Raw genomic sequence first — 22,186 nt, 5'->3', positions numbered from 1 at the left:
CGGCACCCGCCCCGGCCACCACCCACCCCAGCAGAAGGAGAACGCGATGACCACCCCCCTGCGGCACGCGGGCAGGACCGCTCTGGTCACCGGCGGCAGCCGCGGCATCGGCCGGGCCGTCGCCCGCCGGCTGGCCGCCGAGGGCGCCCTCGTGGCCGTCCACTACGGACACGACCACGAGGCGGCCGAGCGCACCGTCAAGGAGATCGAGACCGACGGCGGACGCGCCTTCCCGGTCCACGCCGAACTGGGCGTGCCCGGTGACGCCGACACCCTGTGGACGGCCTTCGACCACGCCCTCGCCGGGCAGGAGGCCGCACCCGGCCTGGACATCCTCGTCAACAACGCCGGCATCACCGTCCCGCGCCGGATCGCGGACGTCACCGAGGACGACTACGACCGGGCGTTCGCTATCAACACCAGGGCGCCTTTCTTCATCATCCAGCGCGGTCTGGACCGGCTGCGCGACGGCGGCCGGATCGTGAACGTCTCCTCGGTCGCCACGCGCGTCGCCTTCCCGCCGATCATCGCCTACACCATGACCAAGGCCGCCCTCGACTACCTCACCCTGGCCCTCGCCCAGGAACTGGGACCGCGGGGCATCACGGTGAACAGCGTCGCGCCCGGCTACACCGAGACGGAGATCAACCCGACGCTCGCCGTCCCGGAGATCCGCCAGAGGTACGAGGCGGCCTCCGTGTTCGGCCGGCTCGGCGCCCCCGCGGACATCGCCGACGTCGTCTCCTTCGTGGCGAGCGACGAAGCCCGCTGGGTGACCGGCCAGTGGATCGACGCCTCCGGCGGTGTCCACCTCGGCCCGTGAGCCCCGCGCCCGTCCCGCCGCGCCGCCCGCGGCAGCAACAGGAGGCCCTCACCATGAACGACGGCACGTCCGCACCGGCCCGGGCCGCGGACGACTCACTCACCCGGCCCTTCGACGGTGCCAGCCCTTACGACGCCTATGTGCACGCGTCCGTCCTCAACAACCTTCAGCAGCCCCTCACCGAGGCGCCCGACGAGATGGGTTTCGTCGTCACCACCCAGGTGATGGAGCTGTGGTTCACCCTGATCGTCCACGAGTGGCGCAGCGCCGGCACGGCCTTCGCCAAGGACGACCTGGACGCCGCCATGGACGCCCTGACACGCAGCCGCCGCGCCCTGACCGCCCTCAACGCCGCCTGGGCGCCCCTGGCCGCTCTGACCCCCGCCCGCTTCAACGGCTTCCGAGCCGCGTTCGGCAAGGCCTCGGGCTTCCAGTCCGCGATGTACCGGCAGCTGGAGTTCCTGCTCGGCGACAAGTCCGAGGCGATGCTCCGCCTGCACCAGGGCGACCCCGTCGTGCACGAGGCGCTCAGCGACACCCACCGCCAGCCGTGCCTGTACGACGAGGTACTCGGTTGTCTGCACCGTCGGGGGCTGCCGGTTCCGGAGCACGTCCGGGAGCGCGACGTGAGCGCGCCCTACACATCGGACCCGGGCGTCGTGGAGGTGTGGCGGCTGATCTACTCCGGCCCCCAGCACCATCCGCTGCTCGTCCTCGGCGAACTGCTCACCGACATAGCCGAACTCGTCCTGCGCTGGCGCTTCGACCACGTCATGGTCGTCCGCCGGGCCATGGGCACCAAGAGCGGCAGCGCCGGCTCCACGGGCCTCGCCTGGCTCGAACAGCGCGCGAACCGGCCGGTCTTCCCGGAGCTGTGGGAGGTGCGCGGTGGGGTCTAGGGTGATCTCCGCCTTCGCGGCGGAGGAGGAGAAGCGGGTACTGAGCCTGAAGCCGGTGCTGGCTCCGGCGCACGGCCGCTACGGCGACCACCCGCACCAGGTCTACGACGCCTGGCCGGCCGGGGACCCCGGCGCCCCCCTGGTGATCCTGCTGCACGGCGGCTACTGGCGCTACGACCGCATGCACCTCACTCCTTTCGCCGCCTACCTCTTCGAGCAGGGCTTCGACGTGCTGCTGCCGGGCTTCCGCCGCTCCGGCGGGGCCGGCGGCCATCCCGAGACCTTCGACGACGTGGCCCGGATCGTGGACACCCTTCCCGGGGGGCGGCCCTACGTCCTGGCCGGCCACTGTTCCGGCGGCCATCTGGCCCTGTGGTGCGCGGCCCGCGGCCTGCTGCCCGACGGCTCCCGCTGGCACACCGGCACCCTCCCGACCGGCGTGCTCGCACTCGCCCCGATCACGGACCTCACCGCCACCCGCCGGGACGGCCTCAGCAACGACGCGGCCCTGCAACTCCTCGGGGGAGAGGCCGTGTTCGAGGAACGGCTGCCCGCCGTCGACCCCCTCACCCTGCTGCGCGGAGCCGGTACCACCGGTGTGCCGACGGTGCTGCTGCACGGCGCCGTGGACGAGGAGGTCCCGCTCACCCAGTTCACCGACTACGCGGCCGTGCACGCGGACCTGAGGACGGTCGTGCTGCCCGGCACCGGCCACTACACCCTCATCGAGCCCGGAGCCCCCGGAGCCCGCGCGGTCGCCGACACCCTGTGGGAGATGTCCGCCGGCTTCGCCGCACCGCGCGACGGCACCGACCCGGCCACCGCCCCCCGCACCGATTCCGGCACCGCCCCAGGGAGGGCCACGCATCCATGACCGCCGCCACTCCGCTCGCAGACCGGGCCGCCCGTGCCGACGCCGAGGATGCCTTGGCCCGGCTGGCCGAGCGGTTCGTCCTCCCCGAGGGCGTCGTCTACCTCGACGGCAACTCCCTGGGCCCGCTGCCCGCCGCCGTCCCGCCCGCCCTGGCGGACGTCGTGGCCCGCCAGTGGGGCACCGGCCTGATCGGCTCCTGGAACGACAGCGGCTGGTGGGACGCGCCCCTGCGGATCGGTGACACCATCGGCCGCCTCGTCGGCGCCGCGCCGGGGCAGACGGTGGCGGGCGACTCCACCAGCGTGCAGCTGTTCACCGCGCTCAGCGCGGCCACCGCGCTGCGCCCCGACAGGCCCCTGTTGGTCACGGATCCCGGCCATTTCCCCACCGACCGCTACCTCGCCGACGCGGTGGCCCGACGCGGCGACGCCCTGGAGGTGTGCCGGATACCCCCGGCCGACCTGGAGAAGTTCCTCGCCGAACAGGGCTCCCGGGTGGCGGCGGTCAGCTACTCACCGGTCGACTTCCGCACCGGCGAGCTGTGCGACATGGCGGCGCTGACCGAGGCCACGCACCGGGCCGGCGCGCTCGCGGTGTGGGACCTGTGCCACGCCGCCGGGGCGATGCCGCTGCACCTCGACGCCCTGGAGGTGGACCTCGCCGTCGGCTGCGGCTACAAGTTCCTCAACGGCGGCCCCGGCGCACCCGCCTGGCTCTACGCAGCACGCCGTCACCACGATGCCCTCGACACCCCGCTGACCGGCTGGAACGGCCATGCGAGCCCCTTCGCCATGGACCGGGACTACACACCCGCCCCGGGCATCGCCCGCGCCCGTATCGGCACCCCGCCCATCCTGTCCCTCCTCGCCCTGGAGGCGGCCCTCACCGTCTTCGAGGACGTAGATCTGGCACAACTGCGGGCCAAGAGCGTGTCGTTGACCGAGTTCTTCCTGACCTGTGCCGAGGAACTGCTCACGCCGCTGGGCATCACCCCGGTGACACCCCGGGACGCGGCCCGGCGGGGCAGCCATGTGTCCCTGCGCCACCCGCACGCCCTCGGCCTGACCCGGGCCCTGGCGGACCGGGGCGTCGTCATCGACATGCGCGCCCCCGACCTGCTCCGCTTCGGCGTCAACGCGCTCTACACCACCCACACCGAACTGCTCACCGCCGCACAGCGCTTGAGCGCCATCGTGCGCGAGTCGTCCTACGACCCCGCACCCTCACGATCGGGCCCGGTCACCTGAACCTGACCCGGGTTCTGCCGCCCGAGCGGGCGGCGGGAGGCGCCTTGGAGCCAGCCGCATCGGGCTGCCGACGATCCGCATGGGCAACCAGGCGACGACCACACCGCGATCGGCGTCGAGCGCGTCGACGCCGATCCGCGCCACCTTGCGTGACGGCATGTACAGGACCGGCGGACAGTCGTCGCTGTCCAGACCGGCGGACCGGGCGAACTCGGTGTTGTGCACCGGACCTGGGCGGAGCACCGCGGACCGTGACCCCCGTGCCCACCAGCTCCGCGCGCAGACCTTCGCTGTAGCGCTGCACGAACGCCTTCTCCCCGCATCACCGGCCTGGCCCGACGGCGGGAAAAAGCCGCTGACGGACCCGACGGACCTCGACCCGGAGGCGCCGGCGAGCTCGGCGGCCAGGTCGCGGATCTGCTTAGCTGGTCGGTCGACGTCACAGCACGGATCCCGCCCGCCGACGGGATGGTTCGGGTGGTCACGGTTCGGGGCGGGCGTCGACGAGTTCGGGCTCCAGCCCGTCGCTCACCTCGGCGTGGTCCCGGCCGATGTCGGCGCGCCAGGCCTCGAAAGCCCAGGCGGTGAGGGCGACGACGGCCAGGCCGAGCAGCCAGCCGCCCACCACGTCGCTGAACCAGTGCACGCCGAGCGCGACCCGGGTGAAGCCGACTCCGAGCACCGACAGGACGGCGGCGCACCAACACAGGGGCCGCCAGGCGTGCGGCACCAACGGAAGCAGGACCAGCAGCAGGACAGCGAACGACGTGGTGGCCGTCATCGCATGACCCGACGGGAAGGAGAATCCCGGAGCGTGCGCCACCGGATCCTCCAGCGACGGCCTGGCCCGCTCGACCACCGTCTTGACCAGTAGTCCGATCAGCCCGCCGGCCACGGCGGTCACGGCGGACCAGGCGGCCAGCCGCCACGCCCTGCGGTACACCAGCCAGAGGGTCAGCAGCGCGACGGCCGTCCGCAGGACGGCCGGGTCCCAGACCCAGTCGGACAGGAAGCGCAGGAATCTGGTCCACGCCGGGTGGGTCACGGCCGTGTGGTGCAGTCGCTGAGCGGCGCCCGAGTCCAGGCGGCGCAGCGGCTGCCACTGGCCCTCGACGAGGACGAGCAGCAGCGCGAAGGGCACTGCGGCGACGGCCGCGACGGCTGCCGCCGCGAACAGCCGGACGCCGAATCTGCGGTCGGCCGCCCGGCGACGACGGTCTCGGAGGTTCTGGACCGCGGCTCGCACAACCATTTCAGACTCCAGGATCGGGTTCGATCGGACCGGCCCGCAGGGCCCGCGCCGCCTCAAGCTGCGCAGCGAACGCCAGCCCGAGGAAAAGGGCGATGGAGGTCAGATAGGCCCACAGCAGCAGTGACATGAAGGCGCTGAGCGGGCCGTAGACCGCGTCGAAGGAGCCGCTGATCCCCAGATACAGGCTCAGCAGCCAGGTCAGCGTCGTCCACAGCACCAGGTACACGGCGGCGCCGAAGGCCAGCCAGGTGTATCCGGGTTGTCGGCGGCGGGGCGAGCGGCGGAAGATCACGCTGGCCGAGATGAGCGCGAGCAGCAGCCCGAAGGGCCAGCGCAGTATCTCCCAGGCGCTCTGGGCGGCGCCGTCGAGTCGGTAGACGGTCACCGCCGCGGACGCCAGGTCGCCGCCGGCCACCATGACGATGAACCCCAGTCCGAGCGGCAGCCCGGCACTGACGGACATCACCAGACCGCGCAGGTACTTCTGCCCGAAGGGGCGGTCGCGCTCGTTGCCGTAGATCCGGTTGGCGCCGCGCTCCACCTGGCACATCGCGGTGGTGGTGTTGACCAGTGAGAAGAGCAGACCGAACCAGAGCGCGACCTGCGCGCCGTCGCCCGCCGTGCGGCGGCTGCGGTTCAGCGCGTCGTCGACCACGTCGGCGCTGGGACCCTCGGCGATCCGGTGGATCGTCAGCTCGGCGAGGCGACCGATGTTCTCGGTGTGCAGCGTGGTGGAGAGCCCGACGAACGCGATGGCCAGCGGGATCACCGACAGGACCGTCTGAAGGGCGAGCGCGCGGGAATGGGTGAAGCCGTCGGCGTACCGGAAACGGACGAAGGAGTCGCGCAGCAGGGCCCAGCGGCCGTAGCGGCGCAGTGACGCCAGCGCTTCGTCGGCGGACAGTTCGTCGCCGGTCATGTCACGGGTCTCGGGGACCTTGGTCGCGGTACCCATGTCACGCACCTCCAGCGGGCAGCAGCACCGTCAGCGCGCCCGGCCTGACCTCGGCGGTGAGCCGGCGGCCCGGTGCCACGGGATCGCCGTCGAGCTCGCGGGACTGTGTGGATTCGAAGGTCAGTTGGGCCCGGCGGAACGTGAAGAACTCCACCGGTACGCCGCTGCCGTCGTCCCGCGTGGTGACGGTGTCCACGGCTGACGGCCGGGGCGCGTGTGCACCACCGCGCAGCAGCGTCGCCAGCGCACGTATCCAGCCGCCGACACCGCGCGGGTCGAGGACCAGCAGATCGAGCTGACCGTCGTCGGGGCGAGCGGCCGGCAGGAGCGTCGTCCCGCCCTGAACGGTCCCGACGTTTCCGATGAGCACCATGCGGGCCGTGCGGCGCAGGGCCGGCGCGTCGTCGAGTCGGACGGTCAGCCGCATCCGCGGGGTGCGCAGTGTGCCGATTCCGGCCAGTACATAGGCGGGCCAGCCCAGGACGTACTTGGCGCGGTCGTCGGTGTGCTCCATGATCTCGGCGTCGAGACCGGCCCCGGACATGGCGGCGAAGTGGGTTGCGGTGAGGCCGTCACCCTCGATGCGGCCGAGGTCGAGGCGGTGCGGGGCGCCCGACAGGGCGGCGTCGAGCGCGTCGACGGGGGAAAGCGGCAAGCCGAGGTTGCGGGCCAGCAGATTGCCCGTGCCGCAGGGCACGACGGCCATCGGTACGCCGCTGCCGGCCAGAGCGTCCGCGGCCGCCCGCAGGGTTCCGTCACCACCGCAGACCACGACCAGCCGGGCGCCGTCCCGGACCGCGCCGGCCGTCTGACCCGTGCCCGGATCCTCCGCCGTGGTCTCGATGAACACCGGTGCGCGGTGACCGTGTCCTTCGAGGACCCCCCGCAGTGCCTCGCGGTCGGCTTCGCCGGTCACCGTGGGGTTGAAGATCACCGCGGTCCGGCCCGGGCCCGGTGCGCCCGGGCCCGTCCCCGCGCTCGCGAAGGACGGGGTGGGGTTCGCCTCTGCCGGAGCGGTCACGGTCCCGTCGGTGAACAGGGCGCGGCCGACGATCAGCAGGGACAGGGTGCCGTTGACCAGTCCGCCCACGACGTCCGTGGGGTGATGCATGCCCCGGTAGAGGCGGGCGACGGCCACCAGCACCGGCACGAGAAGCAGCAGCGCGCCCACGATCCGCCGCCACGGCCCGCGGAGCCGGGACAGCGCGAGCACCGCCAGTCCGCCGTAGAGCGCGGTGGCCGCGCCGGTGTGGCCGGACGTGTAGCTCGAGGTCGGCGGGGAGGCGTCGAGGCGGTGCACCTCGGGTCGGTGGCGGTCCACCGACTCGGTGATGACCAGGAACACCAGCGACTGGAGTGACACGGCCACGGCGAGGAAAGCCGCCTGACGCCACATCGGCAGACGGGGGAGCAGGATCAGGCCCGCGCACGCCAGGACGGCGACGGCGATCACCGTGAGGGTGTTGCCGGCCTCCGACCCGAGCAACGACAGGGTGGTCAGGGTGCCGGTCCGGGCGTCCTCGAAGCCCTCGTTGACGTCGTCCTCGACCGTCATCGGCCACAGCCCGCGGGCGGGCCCGGTGATCAGCAGCCCGAATCCCACCATCAGCGCGCCCTGGCAGACCGTCAGCGCCGCGATACGCGCGGCGGTTCGGCCGGTGCCTCGGGGCAGCGGGAACGAGCGGCCGGTCCGGGCGGCTCCGGGTCTCCCATCGGGCAGCTCGGCCGGTCTGTGCGGTACGGCGGTCGGCATCAGGTCTCCCACGGGTCGGCGCGATACGGCGGTGTCGGCCAGTACGTCGGGGCCGATGCACCGCCGTCTGCCCCCGATGTCACCGCGCAGACCAGCCGATGGGTGACTCGACCTCGGTGAGGCCCCTACCGCTGTGGCTGTTGCTCCCGGTTCGCCCTCCCTTGTGATCATGCTGGAGAGGGCCGGTGCGGACCTTGCGGTGTCCCCACCGCCTGCGGAAGCCCTTGCCGCCGCCCGCTCCCGCCACGGGCCGAACCGGCCCCAGCGCCGCGGCCCGCCGGCTGTTTCCCGTACGGGGGCGGCCTTGGTCGTCCCGCGTTCTCCTGGCGCTGCGTGTCCCCGTCGACCGTCACTCCGCGAAGCGGTCGTCGGTATGGGCCCGAGGGCTGCTGGACGGTGGATGCCCTCCCGGCTTCGGTTGGTTCCTCATGGTGATCTACCGGACACCGCGTCGACGAGGACGCTGCGGGGCGGTGTCGACCGGGGCGTGTCGGTGGACTCGAAAGCGGTGCGGGCACACCCGCCGCACCGCCGGCGCGAGGAAGGCGCGGACCGCACCCCGTCCCTCCGGGGGCGCTGGGCGGTGCACCGCGTCTCGCACCGACCCAGCGGGGCAGTGGATCACACCGCCAGAGTTTTCGGTAACGTGAGGTCATGAGCCATCCGCACCCAGAACTCAAAACCGCCCCGCCGCTGCCCAAAGGTGGGCTGAGGGTCACTGCCCTGGGCGGCCTGGGCGAAATCGGTCGCAACATGACGGTCTTCGAACACGCCGGCAAGCTGCTGATCGTGGACTGCGGTGTGCTGTTCCCGGAGGAGAACCAGCCCGGGGTGGACGTGATTCTGCCCGACTTCACGTCGATCCGGGACCGCCTGGACGACATCGTGGCCGTCGTACTCACCCACGGCCATGAAGACCACATCGGGGGCGTGCCCTATCTGCTGCGGGAGCGGAGGGACATCCCTGTCGTGGGCTCGAAGCTCACCCTCGCGTTCCTTGAGGCCAAGCTCAAGGAGCACGGGATCAGGCCCCGCACGGTGCGCGTGCGCGAGGGTGATCGGCGCGGCTTCGGCCCGTTCGACTGCGAGTTCGTCGCCGTCAACCACTCGATCCCGGACGGGCTCGCGGTGGCCCTGCGGACCGGCGCCGGCATGGTGCTGCACACCGGCGACTTCAAGATGGACCAGTTCCCCCTGGACGACCGGATCACCGACCTGCGCGCCTTCGCCCGCCTCGGTGAGGAGGGTGTGGACCTGTTCCTCACCGACTCCACCAACGCCGAGGTCCCCGGCTTCACCACCTCCGAACGCGAACTGAACCCCGCGATCGAACAGGTCATCCGCACCGCGCCGCGCCGCGTGATCGTCTCCAGCTTCGCCAGCCACGTGCACCGCATCCAGCAGGTCCTGGACGCCGCCCACCAGCACGGCCGCAAGGTGGCCTTCGTGGGGCGCTCCATGGTCCGCAACATGGGCATCGCCCGCGACCTCGGCTACCTCAAGGTCCCGTCGGGCCTGGTCGTGAACGCCAAGGAGCTGGAGAAGCTCCCCGACCACAAGATCACCCTGGTGTGCACCGGCTCCCAGGGCGAGCCGATGGCCGCGCTGTCGCGGATGGCCAACCGCGACCACGCGATCCGCATCGGCAAGGGCGACACCGTCCTGCTCGCCAGCTCCCTCATCCCCGGCAACGAGAACGCCATCTACCGGGTGATCAACGGCCTGACCCGGTGGGGTGCCAACGTCGTCCACAAGGGCAACGCCAAGGTGCACGTGTCCGGTCACGCCAGCGCCGGTGAACTCGTCTACTGCTACAACATCGTCCGACCCCGCAACGTCATGCCCGTCCACGGCGAGTTCCGCCACCTGCGGGCCAACGCCGACCTCGCCATCCGCACCGGCGTCGACCCCGACCGGGTCGTCATCGCGGAGGACGGTGTCGTCGTCGACCTCGTCGACGGCCGCGCCTCCATCACCGGCAAGGTGCCCGCCGGGAACGTCTACGTGGACGGCATGGAAGTCGGCGGCGCGACCGAGGCGTCCCTCAAGGACCGGGTCACTCTCGCCCAGGAGGGCGTCATCACGGTCGTGGCCATCGTCGACGCCGACACCGGTGCCCTCGCCGAGGCCCCCGACTTCCTGGCCCGCGGCTTCGTCCACGACGACACGACCTTCGAGCCGGTCATCCCCGTCATCGAGAAGACACTGGCCAACGCCGCGCAGGAAGGTGTCGGGGACGCTCACCAGCTCGAACAGCTCGTCGCCCGAGCCGTGGCCAACTGGGCCTTCCGCACGCACCGCCGCAGGCCGCTGATCATCCCCGTCATCATCGACGCCTGACCGGGCCCGGGGTCCCCGCGGCCCCGGGGTCCCCGCTCCCACGCCAGGGCGGATCATCCGTCGCGGCGCCGGCAAGGGTGCCCCTACATTTACGCACGTCAGAAAGGTCAACGGATGGGCCTGCGCTTCGAGGAGATCGACTGGCAGCCGACGCCGATCGGCGAGATCAGTCTGCGGCGCAGGCGCCACCCGGTCTCGGGGGACGACGTGTACGAGGTGAAGCTCGGCGACGAGTTCCTGATGTCGAGCCTCTTCACCGCCGGTGAGATCGCGCTCGCGGAACTCGGACTGGCCGAGCTGCCGAACACCGAACGGCCCGAACTGGATGTAGCCGTCGGCGGACTCGGGCTCGGCTACACCGCCCGGACGGCCCTGGGCGACCCCCGGGTGCGCTCGCTGACCGTGATCGAAGCGCTCGCCGAAGTCATCGACTGGCACCAGCGCCACTTGGTACCCCTCGGAGTCGAGCTGACCGCGGACGCCCGCTGCCGCCTGGCACACGGCGACTTCTTCGCGCTGGCCGCCGACTCCCGCGGTCTGGACCCCGAGGCCCCGGGCCGCCGCTTCCACGCCGTCCTGCTGGACGTCGACCACTCACCACGCCACGTGCTCCACCCACGCCACGCGGCCCTCTACCAACCCGCCGGGCTCCGTGCCCTCGCCGGGCACCTCCACCCCGGCGGGGTGTTCGCCCTGTGGTCGAACGACCCACCCGACACGCAGTTCACCGCCACGCTCACGGAGGTTTTCGCCCAAGCGGCGGCCCATGTCGTCGACTTCGACAACCCCCTGCAGGGCGGTACCTCGACCAACACCGTCTACGTGGCCCGCAGAGCACCGGGCACACCGTAGGACGACGGCCGGGCCGGGTCCGGCGATGTCGCGCGGCCACTCGAGCCGACCCGGGCCCGTGGCTACGGCCGACGCCGCCCGCGCCGTGCCCGAGGTCGGCGAGCACGGCGGCGACGCTGTCGCCGTCATGCGTGCGTTCGCGTTCGCCCCGGCGGCGGAGGCGGTGCTCCGCCCGCTGATCGACGGGCGGAGCGTGGGCCCGGCCGCGCTCGCCGACACGGCCGGCCTCGCCTCGGACGACGTTCCGCTGCTTCCCGGACGTGCGTAGCAGGTGGCGGCCCGTCAAAGCCTGCCCCGAGCCCCCCTCCGTCGCCGACGGGGGTGCGCGGATGTCGGGATGCCACCGGAGGCCGTGCCGGATGTCCTGCCGAAGAGGAGCCGGCGGACCGTGGCGAAGCATGGGTGAAGAGCCCTCGGTCACCACCATTGCCGACGGCAACACGCCTCGCTATGTTAATGCAGAATCACATCCGTGCGGCAAGATGTGTCACGCATGGACCAATCAACTGACCTGCATTTCAAGGAATCTGGCACCACCTAACCCTCTCAGGGAAGCAGGTAAGTCAATGAAGAATCTCAGCAGACGAAAAGCTCTTTCGCTCGGTGTCGCGCTCGGCCTCGTGGGCGTGACGAACCCCGGGCAGGCGTGGGCGTCGACGGGCTCGGTGACTGGAGCCGCCGCGGGGACCGGTCCGGAATGGATATGGGACGACGCGGCCGACCCTCTGATGGCGTCGATGCTCGACAACGGCCACGTGCCGGCGATCAACACCGCATGGGCGTCGTGGGTGAACAACAACGACCCCCTGCCCACCGGCGTGCCGGCTGAATTCACCGCACACCTGCGGCAGGTCAACCGGCTGCCCTCCTGGGCCGACCCCGCCAAGCTGGCCCGCGCCGCCGACTTCAACCGGCGCAGGGACACCTACCTCTTCATGCTGTACGGCCTCGGCAGCGGAATCATGAGCACCGTGATTCCGCGCGAGGCCAAGAGCGTCTACTGGTCCGCGGGCGGCGCCGACATGCAGGACCGCGCGGCCAAGACGTTCACGTTCGGCTACGACCTGTCCCAGCTGGGAGCCTTCGAGCCGACGGGACAGTTCGTCGTCACCGCCAACAAGACGCGCGTGGTGCACGCCGCGGTCCGTCACCTGCTGCCGCAGTCGCCGCACTGGCGGGCGGTCGCCGACGAGAGCGTCCCGATCAGCGCCGCCGACATCCTGGTCACCTTCCACAGTCTGGGCACCTACGTATACAGGAAGCTGCTCGACTGGAAGATCCCGTTCCCGGCCGCGGACCAGGAGGCGTTCCTGCACTCGTGGCAGGTCGCCGTCCACCTGCTCGGTGTGCCGGACGAGCACATACCCCAGACCTGGGCGGCCGCCGAAAAGCAGTCTGCGCAGGTGCTCACCCCGATCCTCACCCCGTCGACCGAGGGCATCGCCCTGGCCGAGGACCTGCTCGGACTGACCGCACAGATCGACCTCGGCGTCACGCGCGGGTTCCTGAACGAGTTCGTGCGCTATGTCCTCAGCGACGAGGTCGGCGACTGGCTGGGACTGAAACGTGACTACGCGTCGGCGGTCCTGGTCCGCACCGCATGGCCGGCGTTCATCCTCTTCCGGGAGGGGCTGTCACCCGTCATGCCCGGCACCTTCTACATGTTCGACCAGTTCGTGCGCGCCCTGGGCATGCTGTTCCTCAACAAGGGCTCCTCGGGGACCACCACCCCCATCACGATCCCCACCGGAAACAGGGCAGGCTGAGCCGTCCATCCGACCCCGCCGCCCCGCGGCAGACGGGCCGAGGGGCGGGCGGCAGGGTGACTCTGAGGCAGCCCCTCGATCAAGGCCCGGGTGCGCGCTTCACGACAAGGCGCGTGCCCCTGCCGGATTCTGACGGCCGTTCAGATACCCAGAGCGCCCAGGACCAGAGCGGTCACGGCCTCACGATGGTCAGGGCTGTCCTGCCAGCGCAGTCTGCGTCCCGCCTCGACCACCACGCCGAACCCCGCGTGCACCAGCACCCGGGCCTGGCGGGGGTCCAGCTCCGGACGGGCCAGCCGCAACTGCTGCTCCCAGACGGCGATGTGATCCCGCTGCGCGAGGACCACGGGGCGCCGCAGTGCGGCCGGGAGACCGGCGAGCTCGGCCTCGGCAACGCTGTTGAGCTCGGTGTATTCGAAGCTGTAGGCCACGTACGTGGCTGCCAGCGCGACGACGGCGTCGTGCGGGCCGACCACCTCCCGCAGACTCTGCTCCACACCCTGGGCCAGCAGCCCGGCCGCCTGAAGGCATGCTGCCGCCAGGATGTCGATCTTGCCGGGGTAGTGGCGGTAGAGAGCCGACGGGGTCAGTCCCACCGCCTCCGCGATCTGTCCGTTCGTGACGCTGGAGAATCCGTCCCGGGCGAACAGCGGCACGGAGGCCGCGAGAATCTCCGCGCGTCGCGTGCGCGGTACGGGCCGGGCGGGCAGCTCCACGGGGCGCGCGCCCGGACGGCGCGCCGCGGGATCACTCGCGGCCACGCCCAGTGCGGCCGCCAGCAGCAGCTCCTCGGCCCGGCGCCCGGCGATGGAGGTGTGATGCATCGTGATGGACCCGATCGCACCGAGGGCCGCCATGGCCCGCAGGCGCTCGTCAGGCAGTGGGCGCTCGCGCTGTACCGCCTCGTCGACCCGCTCGACGAGGCGACCGAACTTCGCCCCGAGACGCCGGCGGTCCTCGCGGTTGAGGTACCGGGCCTCCCATCGGTACACGCCGCCCGACGCGCGATGAGCGACGGTGATCCGGGTGATGGCGGTGAGCACATCCACCAAGGTCGCCCCGGACGGCACCTCGTCGAGCGCCGCGACCAGTCCGTCCACCATCACATCGGCGCACTCGGCGAACAGCGCGTACTTGTTCGGGAAGTGCCGGTACAGAGCGGCCGCGGAGATACCCACGGCGGCGGCGACTTCCTCCATCGACGCCGTGTGGTAGCCGCGTTCGCTGAAGACCTGCCCGGCCGCCCCGACGATGAGCTGCTTGCGGTTACGCGGCCGAGCGGCCGCGGCCGAACGGGCGGATGGGGAGGCGGAGGCCATGCGGATGAGTCAACCACACGCTGTCAGGAGGCCGGGTTCCCTCGGCGCGAACCGCTCAGGACGTGACGTCAGGATCACTTCCCAGGTGACTGCGGTCCCGTGACGCGAACGGCTCGCGCCGGCGGTCGGCGCGGCAGGCGGCTGTCGGTATTCCGCCGGGGGAACGTCGTCTGCCACCGCTGTTCCGGGTGTCGGAGCGGCGGGTCAGTTGAAGGTGAGCACCGGCTTGATCACGCTGCCGTCCCCCATGGCGGACCGGTGGTCTCGACCAGGTAGTGCGCGCCCCCGCTGATGAGGTCGCGCAACGCCGCCACCAGACCGTCCCCGGGGGCCAATGCCGCCTTGGCGCCGAGTTCGGTGGCCAGGGCACGGCGGGAGGTGACCGGGTCGACGGCCACTATCGGGTTCGCAAGTGCTCGAAGCGGAGTTGACCGAGCAACATCACTCTCCTGGCTGGCTAGCGACCGCTCAGTACGTTCCCGGTGGGCGGCGGTTTGCCCACCGCGCACAGAGAACGGAAGCCGTCAGTCGGCACTCCACCGACCTTCCCGGCACAGCGCGGCGGGCCCGGTGGAGGGCGAGCGAGTCATTGAACCGACGGGGACGGGTCCCGGTCTGTTGGCCGCCATGCTGCTCGCCGACCCGGGCGACGCCATGGTGCGCAGGGATCGCCCCGGCCCCTGGTTGTCGCGCAAACGAATCGGCGGACGGACCGGAGGATCCGGTCCGTCCGCCGATCGGGACGAACGACGGCGTCAATCCGTCAGTTGAGCGTCCACTTCTGGTTGGTCCCGCTGTTGCACGTCCACAGGTCGATCTTGGTCCCGTTGGAGGTGCCGTTGCCGACGGCGTCGAGGCAGAGCCCGGACTGGTTGTTGGTGATGGTGCCGTTGGAGTTGACGGTCCACTTCTGGTTGGAGCCGCCGGTGCAGTCCCAGATGATGACCTTCGTGCCGTTGGCGGTGCCGCTGTTGTCGGCGTCGAGGCACTTGTTGCCGTAGACCACGAGCTCGCCGCGCGACGTGGACGTGAAGGTCTGGTTGTGTCCGCCGACGCAGTCCCAGAAGGTGAGCTGGGTGCCGTTGGTGATCGAGTTCTTGGCGATGTCGAGGCAGCGACTCGAGCCCGCCCCGATGATCGCGTTGCCGTCGGTGCCCGCGATGCCCTGAAGGAAGAGGGCGTCGAGATTGGGCGACCAGGCGCCGCTGTTGGAGAACTTCATGGTGTTGGTGCCCTTGGCCATACCGACCAGAACGGAGACGGTACCGGGAGTGGACCAGGAGCCGGTGGGCGGGAACGCGACCACCGTGGGCTGCTGGCCGTTGACCTGGAGCGTCGCCTTACGGGCGGTGCTGTCGCCGTTCACGTAGGCGATGGTGGCGAGCTTCACGCCGGAGGCCGAGGCGTTGATGCTGTTGAAGGTCAGGGTGTTGGCGGAGCCGTTGCCGATCCAGTCGACCAGCGAGCCGCCCGAGCAGTTGGCGCAGGAGTCTGTCGCGGCGGTACCGGCAAGGGTGTTGGACGAGGACTCCGCCTCGTAGGTGGTGCCCGAGGCCTCGGTGCCGGAGACGGTGAGCAGCACCGCTTCGCCGGCCGGGACGCCTGCGGTGTAGCCCGTCGCGGAGCTGCCCGCGTTCGTCGCCGTCCATACGTCGCGCACGGAGGCGGAGGCCGTGGCCAGGCCCAGGTCGGACCAACGGGCTGTGATGGAGGCGGCGGAGGAGGTGCGGTTGAGCAGCAGCACCGCACGCTTGCCGGTGCCCGAGAGAACCTTGCTGTAGACCTCCAGGCCCTTGGTGTCCTCGGCGACCTTGACACCCTGGAGGCCGCGGGCGTCCTGGTCGATGGCGATGACCTCGGGGTTCTTGAGGATCGACGCGGTGGTGGAGCTCATGGTGGTGAGATTGTTTCCGGCCAGCAGCGGGGCGCCGGAGATCGCCCACAGGCCCATGTGCGTGCGGTTCTGGGCGGCGGTGAAGCCGCTTATGCCGACCATCAGCATGTCCGGGTCGTTGTAGTACCCGGTGTGCTGGGACGAGGGGTGCAGTGTCTTGTCGAAGTTGGCCAGCATGTTGGCCGCGGACGGGCTGTTGCCCCAGAAGAGGATGTCCGTGCTGGTACGCCACATCGGAGCCGTGCCCGCGCCCCAGTTCCACGGGTTGCCGGTGCCCCACTCGCAGAACGACAGGACCAGCTCATGGCCGGTGATCGCGGCCGCGGCGTCGTTGGCCGCGCTGATTGCCTTGTAGGTGGCTTCCTGATCGAGGCCCTCCGCGTTGCCGCCGCACCAGTCGATTTTGACGAAGTCGTAGCCCCACTCCTGGAAGGTCTGCATGTCCTGCTGGTAGTGGCCCTCGCTGCCGGTGTTGGGCGCCGCAGGCCTGGTGGTGGGGTAGTAGTAGCCGCAACCCTGCTTGCCCGCGTCGGTGTAGATGCCCGCTTTGAGGCCCTTGCTGTGGATGTAGTCGGCCATGGCCCGCATGCCGCCGGGGAACAGGCTTTCGTCGGTGACGATCTTGCCGTTGCTGTCGCGGGCTCCCTGCCACCAGCCGTCGTCGATGTTCACGTACTTGTAGCCCGCGGCGGCCATTCCGGACGAGACAAGCGCGTCGGCCTGGGCCTTGATGGTGGTGTAGTCGATGCTGCTGGCGAAGCTGTTCCAGGAGGCCCAGCCCATCGGTACCGACGGAACCGCGACCTGGTTGGTGGTCACCGCGACCGGCTCGGTCCGGCCGAGCTCCGCCGAAGGGGTCAGGCCACCGCCCATGGCCACAAAACCGGCGAGAGCCAGGCTGAGGACCAACGTCTGGACGGCGAGACGTCTTGCCCAGTGGGTCACGGCGGTTCTTCCTGAAGACACGGAATCAACCCTTTCCTGATGCGGATGGACGACAGCGGGTGCGGCTGTATGGGCAGGAGCCTGGATCAGGTGCATGCCAAAAAGGCGGACGGGTGGGGGAGGGTGTCGATCGGCTGATGGGGAATGCGGCCCGCAGGTCCGACAGGGACGCGTGCGCTGAGCGCACGCACGGAGCCGACTCCTCCTTCGTGAGCCGAAGAATGTTACCGTTCACATCCTCTCGGTTCGTGGAACTCGGCGACAGGCGGAGTGGCGGAGAAGGTGCTGCAGGGCTTGTACCAGAAGCTCCTACGAGGCGAGCGTCTCAAAACGGAGTCCCTACGCGCCCCGATATCGGGCGTCGAAGCGCCAGTGACGCAGGAGGAAGTGTGAACGGTAACATCTGACCCCCGCAATACTCCGCGTGGAATTTTTCGCTCGGCTTCCTGTGCGGCGAGGCCGGTCAGCAAGCGTCCCGGGCGCGCCGACCTTGGTCTCGGCCCGGCGAAAGACATCAGCACTGCTGTGGGTACGGTATGGCCGTCGAGCCCGACGCCGAACGGTGACTCCGTACCCCTCCAGCCAGGTCGGCCAGTACCGACGAGGAGCCGTCCCCATCATGCAGGAAGCGACGCCCGCCCCCCGCTCCGGCGGGGGACCGCAGGTTCCGAAGACCGTCAGCATCCGGGACGTCGCCATGCAGGCGGGCGTGTCCCACCAGACCGTCTCCCGGGTCGTCAACGGCCACCCCCGGGTCAAGGACTCGACCCGCGCCCGGGTCCTGGACGTCATCGCCGAAATGGGCTACACGCCCAACCGGATGGCCAGGGCACTGGCCGGCGGCGCGGTGCGATCGGTGACCGTACTGACCTCCGACACCTCCTTGTACGGCGCCTCGGCGACTCTGAAGGGCATCGAGGAGGCGGCGAGGGCGGCTGAATTCGCGGTGGGGATCAGCGTGCTCGACGCCGGCTCGGCCCAGCAGCCCGCGGATGTCGCGGCCCGGGTCAGCCGACCGGGGGAGGCGGTGCTGGTGATCGCCTTCGACGCGGCGGGCGTACGGGCATGGCAGGCACTGCCGACCGGGTTCCCGGCAGCGGCGGTGGTGGAACGGCCCGAGGACGGCAGCCCAGGCGACCGGCCCCAGCTCTGGCTGGACGACCGGGCGGCCGCGGCTCAGGCCACCCGCTATCTCATCGGCCTCGGCCACGAGAGCGTGCACTACCTGGCGATCCCCTCCTCCACCACGCGCATCGGCCAGCGCACCGAAGGCTGGCGCGACGCCCTGCGGGCGGCCGGCAAGCCCCGACCGGAACCCCTCGACGCCGGCTGGAGCCCTCGCTCCGGCTACCTCATCGCCCGCTCACTGCTGGTCGACCCGTCGGTCACGGCCGTGCTCTGCGGGAACGACGACCTGGCACTCGGCGTGCTCCGCGCGGCCAGGGAGGCGGGCCGTGACGTGCCGGGCGACCTCAGTGTGGTGGGCTTCGACGACGCCCCCCATTCCGCCTACGCACACCCCGCCCTGACCACCGTCCGCCTCGACTTCGAAGGCCTCGGCCGGGGCTGCTTCGGTCTGCTCCACCGGCTTCTCGAGCCCGATACCGCTCCGCCCCTGCCCCTGTGGGCCGAGCCGGAACTGATCGTGCGGGAGAGCAGCGGCCCGGCCCCGATCCGGCGTGACCGGTCCTCCGAGGGCTGAACTCGCCGGCCGGCCGAGTGTTGTGGACGGCCCGGTGCCGTGCGGCCGGTGTCAGCAGGTGCTTGGCGCCATCCTGTCGGCGAGGCGGTCGGCGAGCCAGGAAGTGGCTTCCGTGCTCGTCCGCGCGGCGGCGCCCACCGGACAGGGAGACCCCGCCGGTCGAAGTGACTCTCCCAGCCGCGCGCGCCGTTCGGCCGTGGCAGGGGTTCCATCATCTCGTCCGCGTCGGGAACCAGTGCGATGACCTGCGCGAATCTGCCCACGCCGACGTATGGGCGCACACGGTGAGCCGGCGGCGATCGCCCCTCCGAGATGGCGGGCGAGGAGGGCTTCGTCTTGAGTACGAGGAGAAAACAGCGTCGGAGGGCACCGATGAGTTTCGCCGTTCCCAGCCGTCCACCTCTTTGCAAGCGCTCAGAAGCGCAGAAGCCGCTCCGGAAGGGTGAGGAACATGAAGTACATGATCCAGATGAATGTGCCTGCCGCCCAGTGGGACACCATCATGTCCTCGTACTCCAAGGACGACATGGAGGCCATGTTCGCCCACATGAACTCTCTCAACGCGGACCTCACGTCCGCGGGGGAATGGGTGGACGGGCAAGGCCTCGGAGGCCCTTCGCTGGTCAAGACGGTGCGGGCCGGAAGCGACGGACGGCCGCAGGTGACCGACGGGCCGGCCGAGGCGGGACGCATCCTGGCCGGGTACTGGGTGGTCGACGTCAAGAGCGAGGATCGGGCCCTGGAGATCGCCGCACGAGCGTCGGCGTGTCCCGGCCCTGGCGGGAAGCCCGGCAACGACCCGGTCGAGGTGCACGTGATCCCCGGAGACCCGACGGCGGCCTGAGCCGCCGTCCGTGGCAGCGCCCGGAACCGGGTGACCTGCGTTCGTCGATCTCGCGGGCGCGGACCAGCCAGTCCACGGCCCCGTCCGGACCGAGAACGGCAGCGGCCTGGGGGCGGCAACGGTCGGTGTCGAGGTGCGCCCGGCTTGCCGACTGCGCTACTACGCCCCGCCGCCGAGCACTGTGCCGCCATGCTCCGTCCCGCCCTCGCCGACCTCCTCCAACCGCGCTCGGGGCTGTCCGGCCCGCTGCCGCTTTCGGCTCGGCGTGCTGCGCGCCGTCGTCGACCTCGCCGCCGGCACGCACGCACATGGCGGCATCCGTGCTCGAAGTCGCCTCTCCGAGTCACGGATGCGGCGCCGCGGCGCGAGCGGCCCCGGTCAGGGGACGCTCGCGAGGATCTTCTCCGCCACCTCGGCCGCCGCCCGTCCGCCGACGGGCTCCTCGGCCCCGGCCGCCGAAGGCAGGTCCTCGACGCGGACCGCCACGGCAACGCGCCGTCCGTCGCTCGCCTGCGCTGAGCCGATGAACCACGAGGCGGCCAGGTCGCCGTCACCGCTGGGGACCCACCCCGTCTGTCCACCGGTGCCCAGTGCCGCCTGCAAGGCGTCAGCCGTGCCCCGGGACATCGCCTGCCCGGCGGAACCCCCGTCGGCGGTCTCGGGGCGCTGCGTGGTGCCGTCTGCCGTCGTCACCCGTTCCACCAACTGCGGGGACACCAGCTGCCCGCCGTTGGCGACCGCGGCCGCGACTCGCGCCATCTCCAGCGGAGTCGCCCGGACGTCCCCGGCTCCCATCCCGGTCAGGGCCGCCTCGGGGGCCGTGGTGCTGTCCCCGGGGTAGCTGCTCTCGGCGACCGACAGGGGCACCTTGAGCGTGTCGTCGTCGAAGCCGAACTTCCGGGCCGCGGCACGGAGTCGGCCCTGACCGAGCTCGGCGGCCATCTTGGTGAACACGTTGGCGCAGGAGCGGCGCAGCGCCAGTCTGATGGAGGCGTTCTCGCACTGCGACGACGCGCCGGTCACCCGCGTCGTCGAGAGGGGGAGCACATAGGTGAGCGGGCTGACGGTGGCGTCGTCCACCGTTGTATAGAGGCCCTGGTCCAGGGCGGCGGCCGCGACGACGACGCTGAAGGTAGCCCCCGGCGCATCGGCCTGTTTCAGGGCCCGGTTGAGCATCGGTGAACGGCTGTCGGCGGTGGCCGACTTCCACGCCTGGGCGTCCTTTCCGCCTCGGCCGCTGAACTGCGCCGGATCGTAGGAAGGCGTACTCACGAGGGCGAGGAGCTTGCCGGACTCCGCGTCGAGCGCCACCGCGGCGCCCTGGCGGTCACCCAGCGCCTCGAACGCGGCCTTCTGGACGGCGGGTTCGATGGTCGTCACGACGTCACCGGGCGCGCCGGCGCTCAGCGAGTCGTCGTACAGGGCCTCGAGGCCGGTGCGGCCGTACGCCATCGACCGGTAGCCCGTGATGGGCGCGTAGAGGGGGCCGTTGGTGTAGGTGCGCCGGTAGGGGGCCTTCGGGAGGTTGGTGGGCTGCGAACCGGTGACGGCTTTCCCGCCGACGAGAATGTCGCCCAGCCCGCGTTTCGACGCGGGCGGGGAGGTGTGCTCCGCCGGGGACTTGTCGCCGGTGCCGGTGTGCGTGTCCTGGCTGCAGCCGCTCGTCACGGTGGCGAGAGCAACGAGAACCCCCGAGACGCGAAGCGCCTCTCTCGTGGTCGTGTGCATGGCCGCATTCTAGGGAAATCGCCGAAGCGGGCGGTTAGTTGGGCCAGGTCGCCGCGCTCGCGGGCCCGCCGTGTCAGCATCTGCGCAGTCATCCTGTCAGATGGGGGCGGGGAGCGAGGAGCCGAGCTCGGGGACGCGTTCTTGCAGGGAGTTCCTCGCTTCTGCTCGCGCTCGCGTGATCGCGACGTGGTCTCCTGGCTGCGCGCCTCACCCCGATCGGAGCGCCGGGCGCAGCGCCCTGTGCTGCCCGCCTCGCGCAATTGATGGCTCGCATCGGGCCCTGATCGCTACGCTGGGGCAGGCCAAGGCCTGGGAGGGAGCTGGCAATGTCGTTCAGCTACTACGTCTACGTCAGCGACAGCAAGATCAACATGCTGTTGCCGCAGATCGAACCCAGGTCCGGGGCGAAACGCACGACGGAACTGGGCGTGAATCTCACGGTGCTGTCGGCGAAGCGAACGACAGAGGGCCCGCCCGACGACCGGATCGGCCGGCTGGAGACCGTCGTCGGATACCTGCGCGATCACGGTGATCTCGGCACGGTGGACGAACCGGGTCAGTTCTTCTGGGGATCGCTGCCGATGCGCTGGGGGGCGTTCCCCGGCGATCCCACGGCCTCGCTGGTCTTCTTCGGCGGGCGGAGCGGGGACACGGTCGTCGGGCTGGGCGGCTCCTACAGGCATGTGTGCGACTCCGTGCCGAACGCTGAGGCGCACGGGGTGGGGCGGTCGATGATGTCCTCCATGCTCGACGGGCTGGGAGTCACCTCGGACCTGGAGGACGAGTACGTCGCCGACGCGGTGGACGGCGACCTCGACCGGGCCGATCGCGCCGCACTCGCCCGGGTGCAGGGCGCCGTGACCGGCCTGCGGTGGCCGGCGCAGAACGTCGAGTTCGTGGCCAAACGCCTGCTGCACGGCGACAGCCCGGACGGCACGGCCAAGTCGGTGCTGCTCGGGACGCCGGTGTACGTCGCCATCGTCGACTGACGAC

The 22,186-nt window shown here is 71.0% G+C and carries 18 protein-coding genes; 11 read left to right on the top strand and 7 right to left on the bottom strand.

Annotated features, from left to right (window positions below; genetic code table 11):
- Nucleotides 1-46: 46 nt before the first annotated feature.
- From OHU34_RS01505 to OHU34_RS01490, 4 genes are read left to right on the top strand one after another with little or no spacing between them, the layout of a single operon-like run.
- The gene (locus OHU34_RS01505; protein ID WP_142270563.1) at nt 47-823 is read left to right on the top strand and encodes an SDR family oxidoreductase; all 777 of its coding nucleotides are present in this window, start codon (nt 47-49) and stop codon (nt 821-823) included.
- A 53-nt stretch (nt 824-876) separates the two neighbouring features.
- Nucleotides 877-1,722 carry a tryptophan 2,3-dioxygenase gene (locus OHU34_RS01500; RefSeq protein ID WP_405764171.1) on the top strand — a complete coding sequence of 282 codons (846 nt, stop codon included), beginning with the start codon at nt 877-879 and terminating at the stop codon, nt 1,720-1,722.
- Entirely contained in the window at nt 1,712-2,596 is an 885-nt protein-coding gene (locus OHU34_RS01495; RefSeq protein WP_230194475.1) for an alpha/beta hydrolase, read from the top strand. The genes OHU34_RS01500 and OHU34_RS01495 overlap by 11 nt, the downstream gene beginning before the upstream one ends.
- Entirely contained in the window at nt 2,593-3,843 is a 1,251-nt protein-coding gene (locus OHU34_RS01490; protein ID WP_405764169.1) for a kynureninase, read from the top strand. Before OHU34_RS01495 ends, OHU34_RS01490 begins: the two co-directional genes overlap by 4 nt.
- A gap of 481 nt (nt 3,844-4,324) precedes the next feature.
- On the opposite strand, the gene OHU34_RS01485 is transcribed toward OHU34_RS01490, so the two are convergent.
- The 3 genes from OHU34_RS01485 to OHU34_RS01475 are packed head-to-tail and all read right to left on the bottom strand — an operon-like array spanning nt 4,325 to nt 7,803.
- The gene (locus OHU34_RS01485) at nt 4,325-5,095 is read right to left on the bottom strand and encodes a phosphatase PAP2 family protein (RefSeq protein WP_230194474.1); all 771 of its coding nucleotides are present in this window, start codon (nt 5,093-5,095) and stop codon (nt 4,325-4,327) included.
- 1 nt (nt 5,096) lies between these two features.
- Entirely contained in the window at nt 5,097-6,050 is a 954-nt protein-coding gene (locus OHU34_RS01480; RefSeq protein WP_142270567.1) for a YihY/virulence factor BrkB family protein, read from the bottom strand.
- A 1-nt stretch (nt 6,051) separates the two neighbouring features.
- On the bottom strand, nt 6,052-7,803 hold the full coding sequence (locus OHU34_RS01475; protein WP_405764167.1) for a diacylglycerol kinase family protein: 1,752 nt from the start codon (nt 7,801-7,803) through the stop codon (nt 6,052-6,054).
- A gap of 654 nt (nt 7,804-8,457) precedes the next feature.
- On the opposite strand from OHU34_RS01475, the gene OHU34_RS01470 reads away from it, so the two are divergent.
- From OHU34_RS01470 to OHU34_RS01455, 4 genes are all read left to right on the top strand, one after another.
- Entirely contained in the window at nt 8,458-10,143 is a 1,686-nt protein-coding gene (locus OHU34_RS01470) for a ribonuclease J (protein ID WP_142270569.1), read from the top strand.
- A 114-nt stretch (nt 10,144-10,257) separates the two neighbouring features.
- Nucleotides 10,258-10,995: a spermidine synthase gene (locus OHU34_RS01465; RefSeq protein ID WP_142270570.1), complete on the top strand. Its 738-nt coding sequence runs from the start codon at nt 10,258-10,260 to the stop codon at nt 10,993-10,995.
- A gap of 58 nt (nt 10,996-11,053) precedes the next feature.
- Nucleotides 11,054-11,263 carry a hypothetical protein gene (locus OHU34_RS01460; protein WP_142270571.1) on the top strand — a complete coding sequence of 70 codons (210 nt, stop codon included), beginning with the start codon at nt 11,054-11,056 and terminating at the stop codon, nt 11,261-11,263.
- Nucleotides 11,264-11,561: 298 nt separating this feature from the next.
- A complete protein-coding gene (locus OHU34_RS01455; protein ID WP_142270572.1) occupies nt 11,562-12,761 on the top strand; it encodes an oxygenase MpaB family protein in 1,200 nt (399 codons plus the stop codon).
- A gap of 140 nt (nt 12,762-12,901) precedes the next feature.
- Here OHU34_RS01455 and OHU34_RS01450 read toward each other — a convergent pair whose 3' ends face one another.
- The 3 genes from OHU34_RS01450 to OHU34_RS01440 form a co-directional block, all read right to left on the bottom strand.
- Entirely contained in the window at nt 12,902-14,080 is a 1,179-nt protein-coding gene (locus OHU34_RS01450; protein WP_142270573.1) for a TetR/AcrR family transcriptional regulator, read from the bottom strand.
- Between the two features lie 230 nt (nt 14,081-14,310).
- On the bottom strand, nt 14,311-14,478 hold the full coding sequence (locus tag OHU34_RS01445) for a hypothetical protein (protein WP_405764164.1): 168 nt from the start codon (nt 14,476-14,478) through the stop codon (nt 14,311-14,313).
- Nucleotides 14,479-14,843: 365 nt separating this feature from the next.
- The gene (locus OHU34_RS01440) at nt 14,844-16,847 is read right to left on the bottom strand and encodes an RICIN domain-containing protein (RefSeq protein ID WP_405772114.1); all 2,004 of its coding nucleotides are present in this window, start codon (nt 16,845-16,847) and stop codon (nt 14,844-14,846) included.
- 691 nt (nt 16,848-17,538) lie between these two features.
- Between OHU34_RS01440 and OHU34_RS01435 the strand changes: the two genes are divergently transcribed.
- Nucleotides 17,539-18,621, top strand: coding sequence for a LacI family DNA-binding transcriptional regulator (locus OHU34_RS01435; protein WP_405764163.1), 1,083 nt, complete (start codon nt 17,539-17,541; stop codon nt 18,619-18,621).
- Between the two features lie 451 nt (nt 18,622-19,072).
- Nucleotides 19,073-19,465 (top strand): YciI family protein, encoded by a 393-nt coding sequence (locus tag OHU34_RS01430; protein WP_230193513.1) that lies wholly within the window; start codon nt 19,073-19,075, stop codon nt 19,463-19,465.
- Between the two features lie 378 nt (nt 19,466-19,843).
- On the opposite strand, the gene OHU34_RS01425 is transcribed toward OHU34_RS01430, so the two are convergent.
- Nucleotides 19,844-21,193 carry a penicillin-binding transpeptidase domain-containing protein gene (locus OHU34_RS01425; RefSeq protein ID WP_230193515.1) on the bottom strand — a complete coding sequence of 450 codons (1,350 nt, stop codon included), beginning with the start codon at nt 21,191-21,193 and terminating at the stop codon, nt 19,844-19,846.
- A 326-nt stretch (nt 21,194-21,519) separates the two neighbouring features.
- Here OHU34_RS01425 and OHU34_RS01420 point away from each other — a divergent pair, with 326 nt between their 5' ends.
- Nucleotides 21,520-22,182 carry a DUF7019 family protein gene (locus tag OHU34_RS01420; protein ID WP_230193516.1) on the top strand — a complete coding sequence of 221 codons (663 nt, stop codon included), beginning with the start codon at nt 21,520-21,522 and terminating at the stop codon, nt 22,180-22,182.
- Nucleotides 22,183-22,186: the final 4 nt, after the last annotated feature.

Origin of the sequence: Streptomyces sp. NBC_00080 (assembly GCF_045041255.1) — a bacterium.
Taxonomy (GTDB): Bacteria; Actinomycetota; Actinomycetes; order Streptomycetales; family Streptomycetaceae; genus Streptomyces; species Streptomyces coriariae.
Note: the sequence above shows the minus strand (reverse complement) of the source record. Positions and strands in the feature narration are given on the sequence as shown.

Excerpts from the sequence above, each read along its gene's own strand:
- OHU34_RS01505 (WP_142270563.1), top strand. The coding sequence starts at position 47 with ATGACCACCCCCCTGCGGCACGCGGGCAGGACCGCTCTGGTCACCGGC.
- OHU34_RS01500 (WP_405764171.1), top strand. The coding sequence starts at position 877 with ATGAACGACGGCACGTCCGCACCGGCCCGGGCCGCGGACGACTCACTC.
- OHU34_RS01490 (WP_405764169.1), top strand. The coding sequence starts at position 2,593 with ATGACCGCCGCCACTCCGCTCGCAGACCGGGCCGCCCGTGCCGACGCC.
- OHU34_RS01485 (WP_230194474.1), bottom strand. The coding sequence starts at position 5,095 with ATGGTTGTGCGAGCCGCGGTCCAGAACCTCCGAGACCGTCGTCGCCGG.
- OHU34_RS01480 (WP_142270567.1), bottom strand. The coding sequence starts at position 6,050 with ATGGGTACCGCGACCAAGGTCCCCGAGACCCGTGACATGACCGGCGAC.
- OHU34_RS01475 (WP_405764167.1), bottom strand. The coding sequence starts at position 7,803 with ATGCCGACCGCCGTACCGCACAGACCGGCCGAGCTGCCCGATGGGAGA.
- OHU34_RS01470 (WP_142270569.1), top strand. The coding sequence starts at position 8,458 with ATGAGCCATCCGCACCCAGAACTCAAAACCGCCCCGCCGCTGCCCAAA.
- OHU34_RS01465 (WP_142270570.1), top strand. The coding sequence starts at position 10,258 with ATGGGCCTGCGCTTCGAGGAGATCGACTGGCAGCCGACGCCGATCGGC.
- OHU34_RS01455 (WP_142270572.1), top strand. The coding sequence starts at position 11,562 with ATGAAGAATCTCAGCAGACGAAAAGCTCTTTCGCTCGGTGTCGCGCTC.
- OHU34_RS01450 (WP_142270573.1), bottom strand. The coding sequence starts at position 14,080 with ATGGCCTCCGCCTCCCCATCCGCCCGTTCGGCCGCGGCCGCTCGGCCG.
- OHU34_RS01440 (WP_405772114.1), bottom strand. The coding sequence starts at position 16,847 with ATGGGCGGTGGCCTGACCCCTTCGGCGGAGCTCGGCCGGACCGAGCCG.
- OHU34_RS01435 (WP_405764163.1), top strand. The coding sequence starts at position 17,539 with ATGCAGGAAGCGACGCCCGCCCCCCGCTCCGGCGGGGGACCGCAGGTT.
- OHU34_RS01430 (WP_230193513.1), top strand. The coding sequence starts at position 19,073 with ATGAAGTACATGATCCAGATGAATGTGCCTGCCGCCCAGTGGGACACC.
- OHU34_RS01425 (WP_230193515.1), bottom strand. The coding sequence starts at position 21,193 with ATGCACACGACCACGAGAGAGGCGCTTCGCGTCTCGGGGGTTCTCGTT.
- OHU34_RS01420 (WP_230193516.1), top strand. The coding sequence starts at position 21,520 with ATGTCGTTCAGCTACTACGTCTACGTCAGCGACAGCAAGATCAACATG.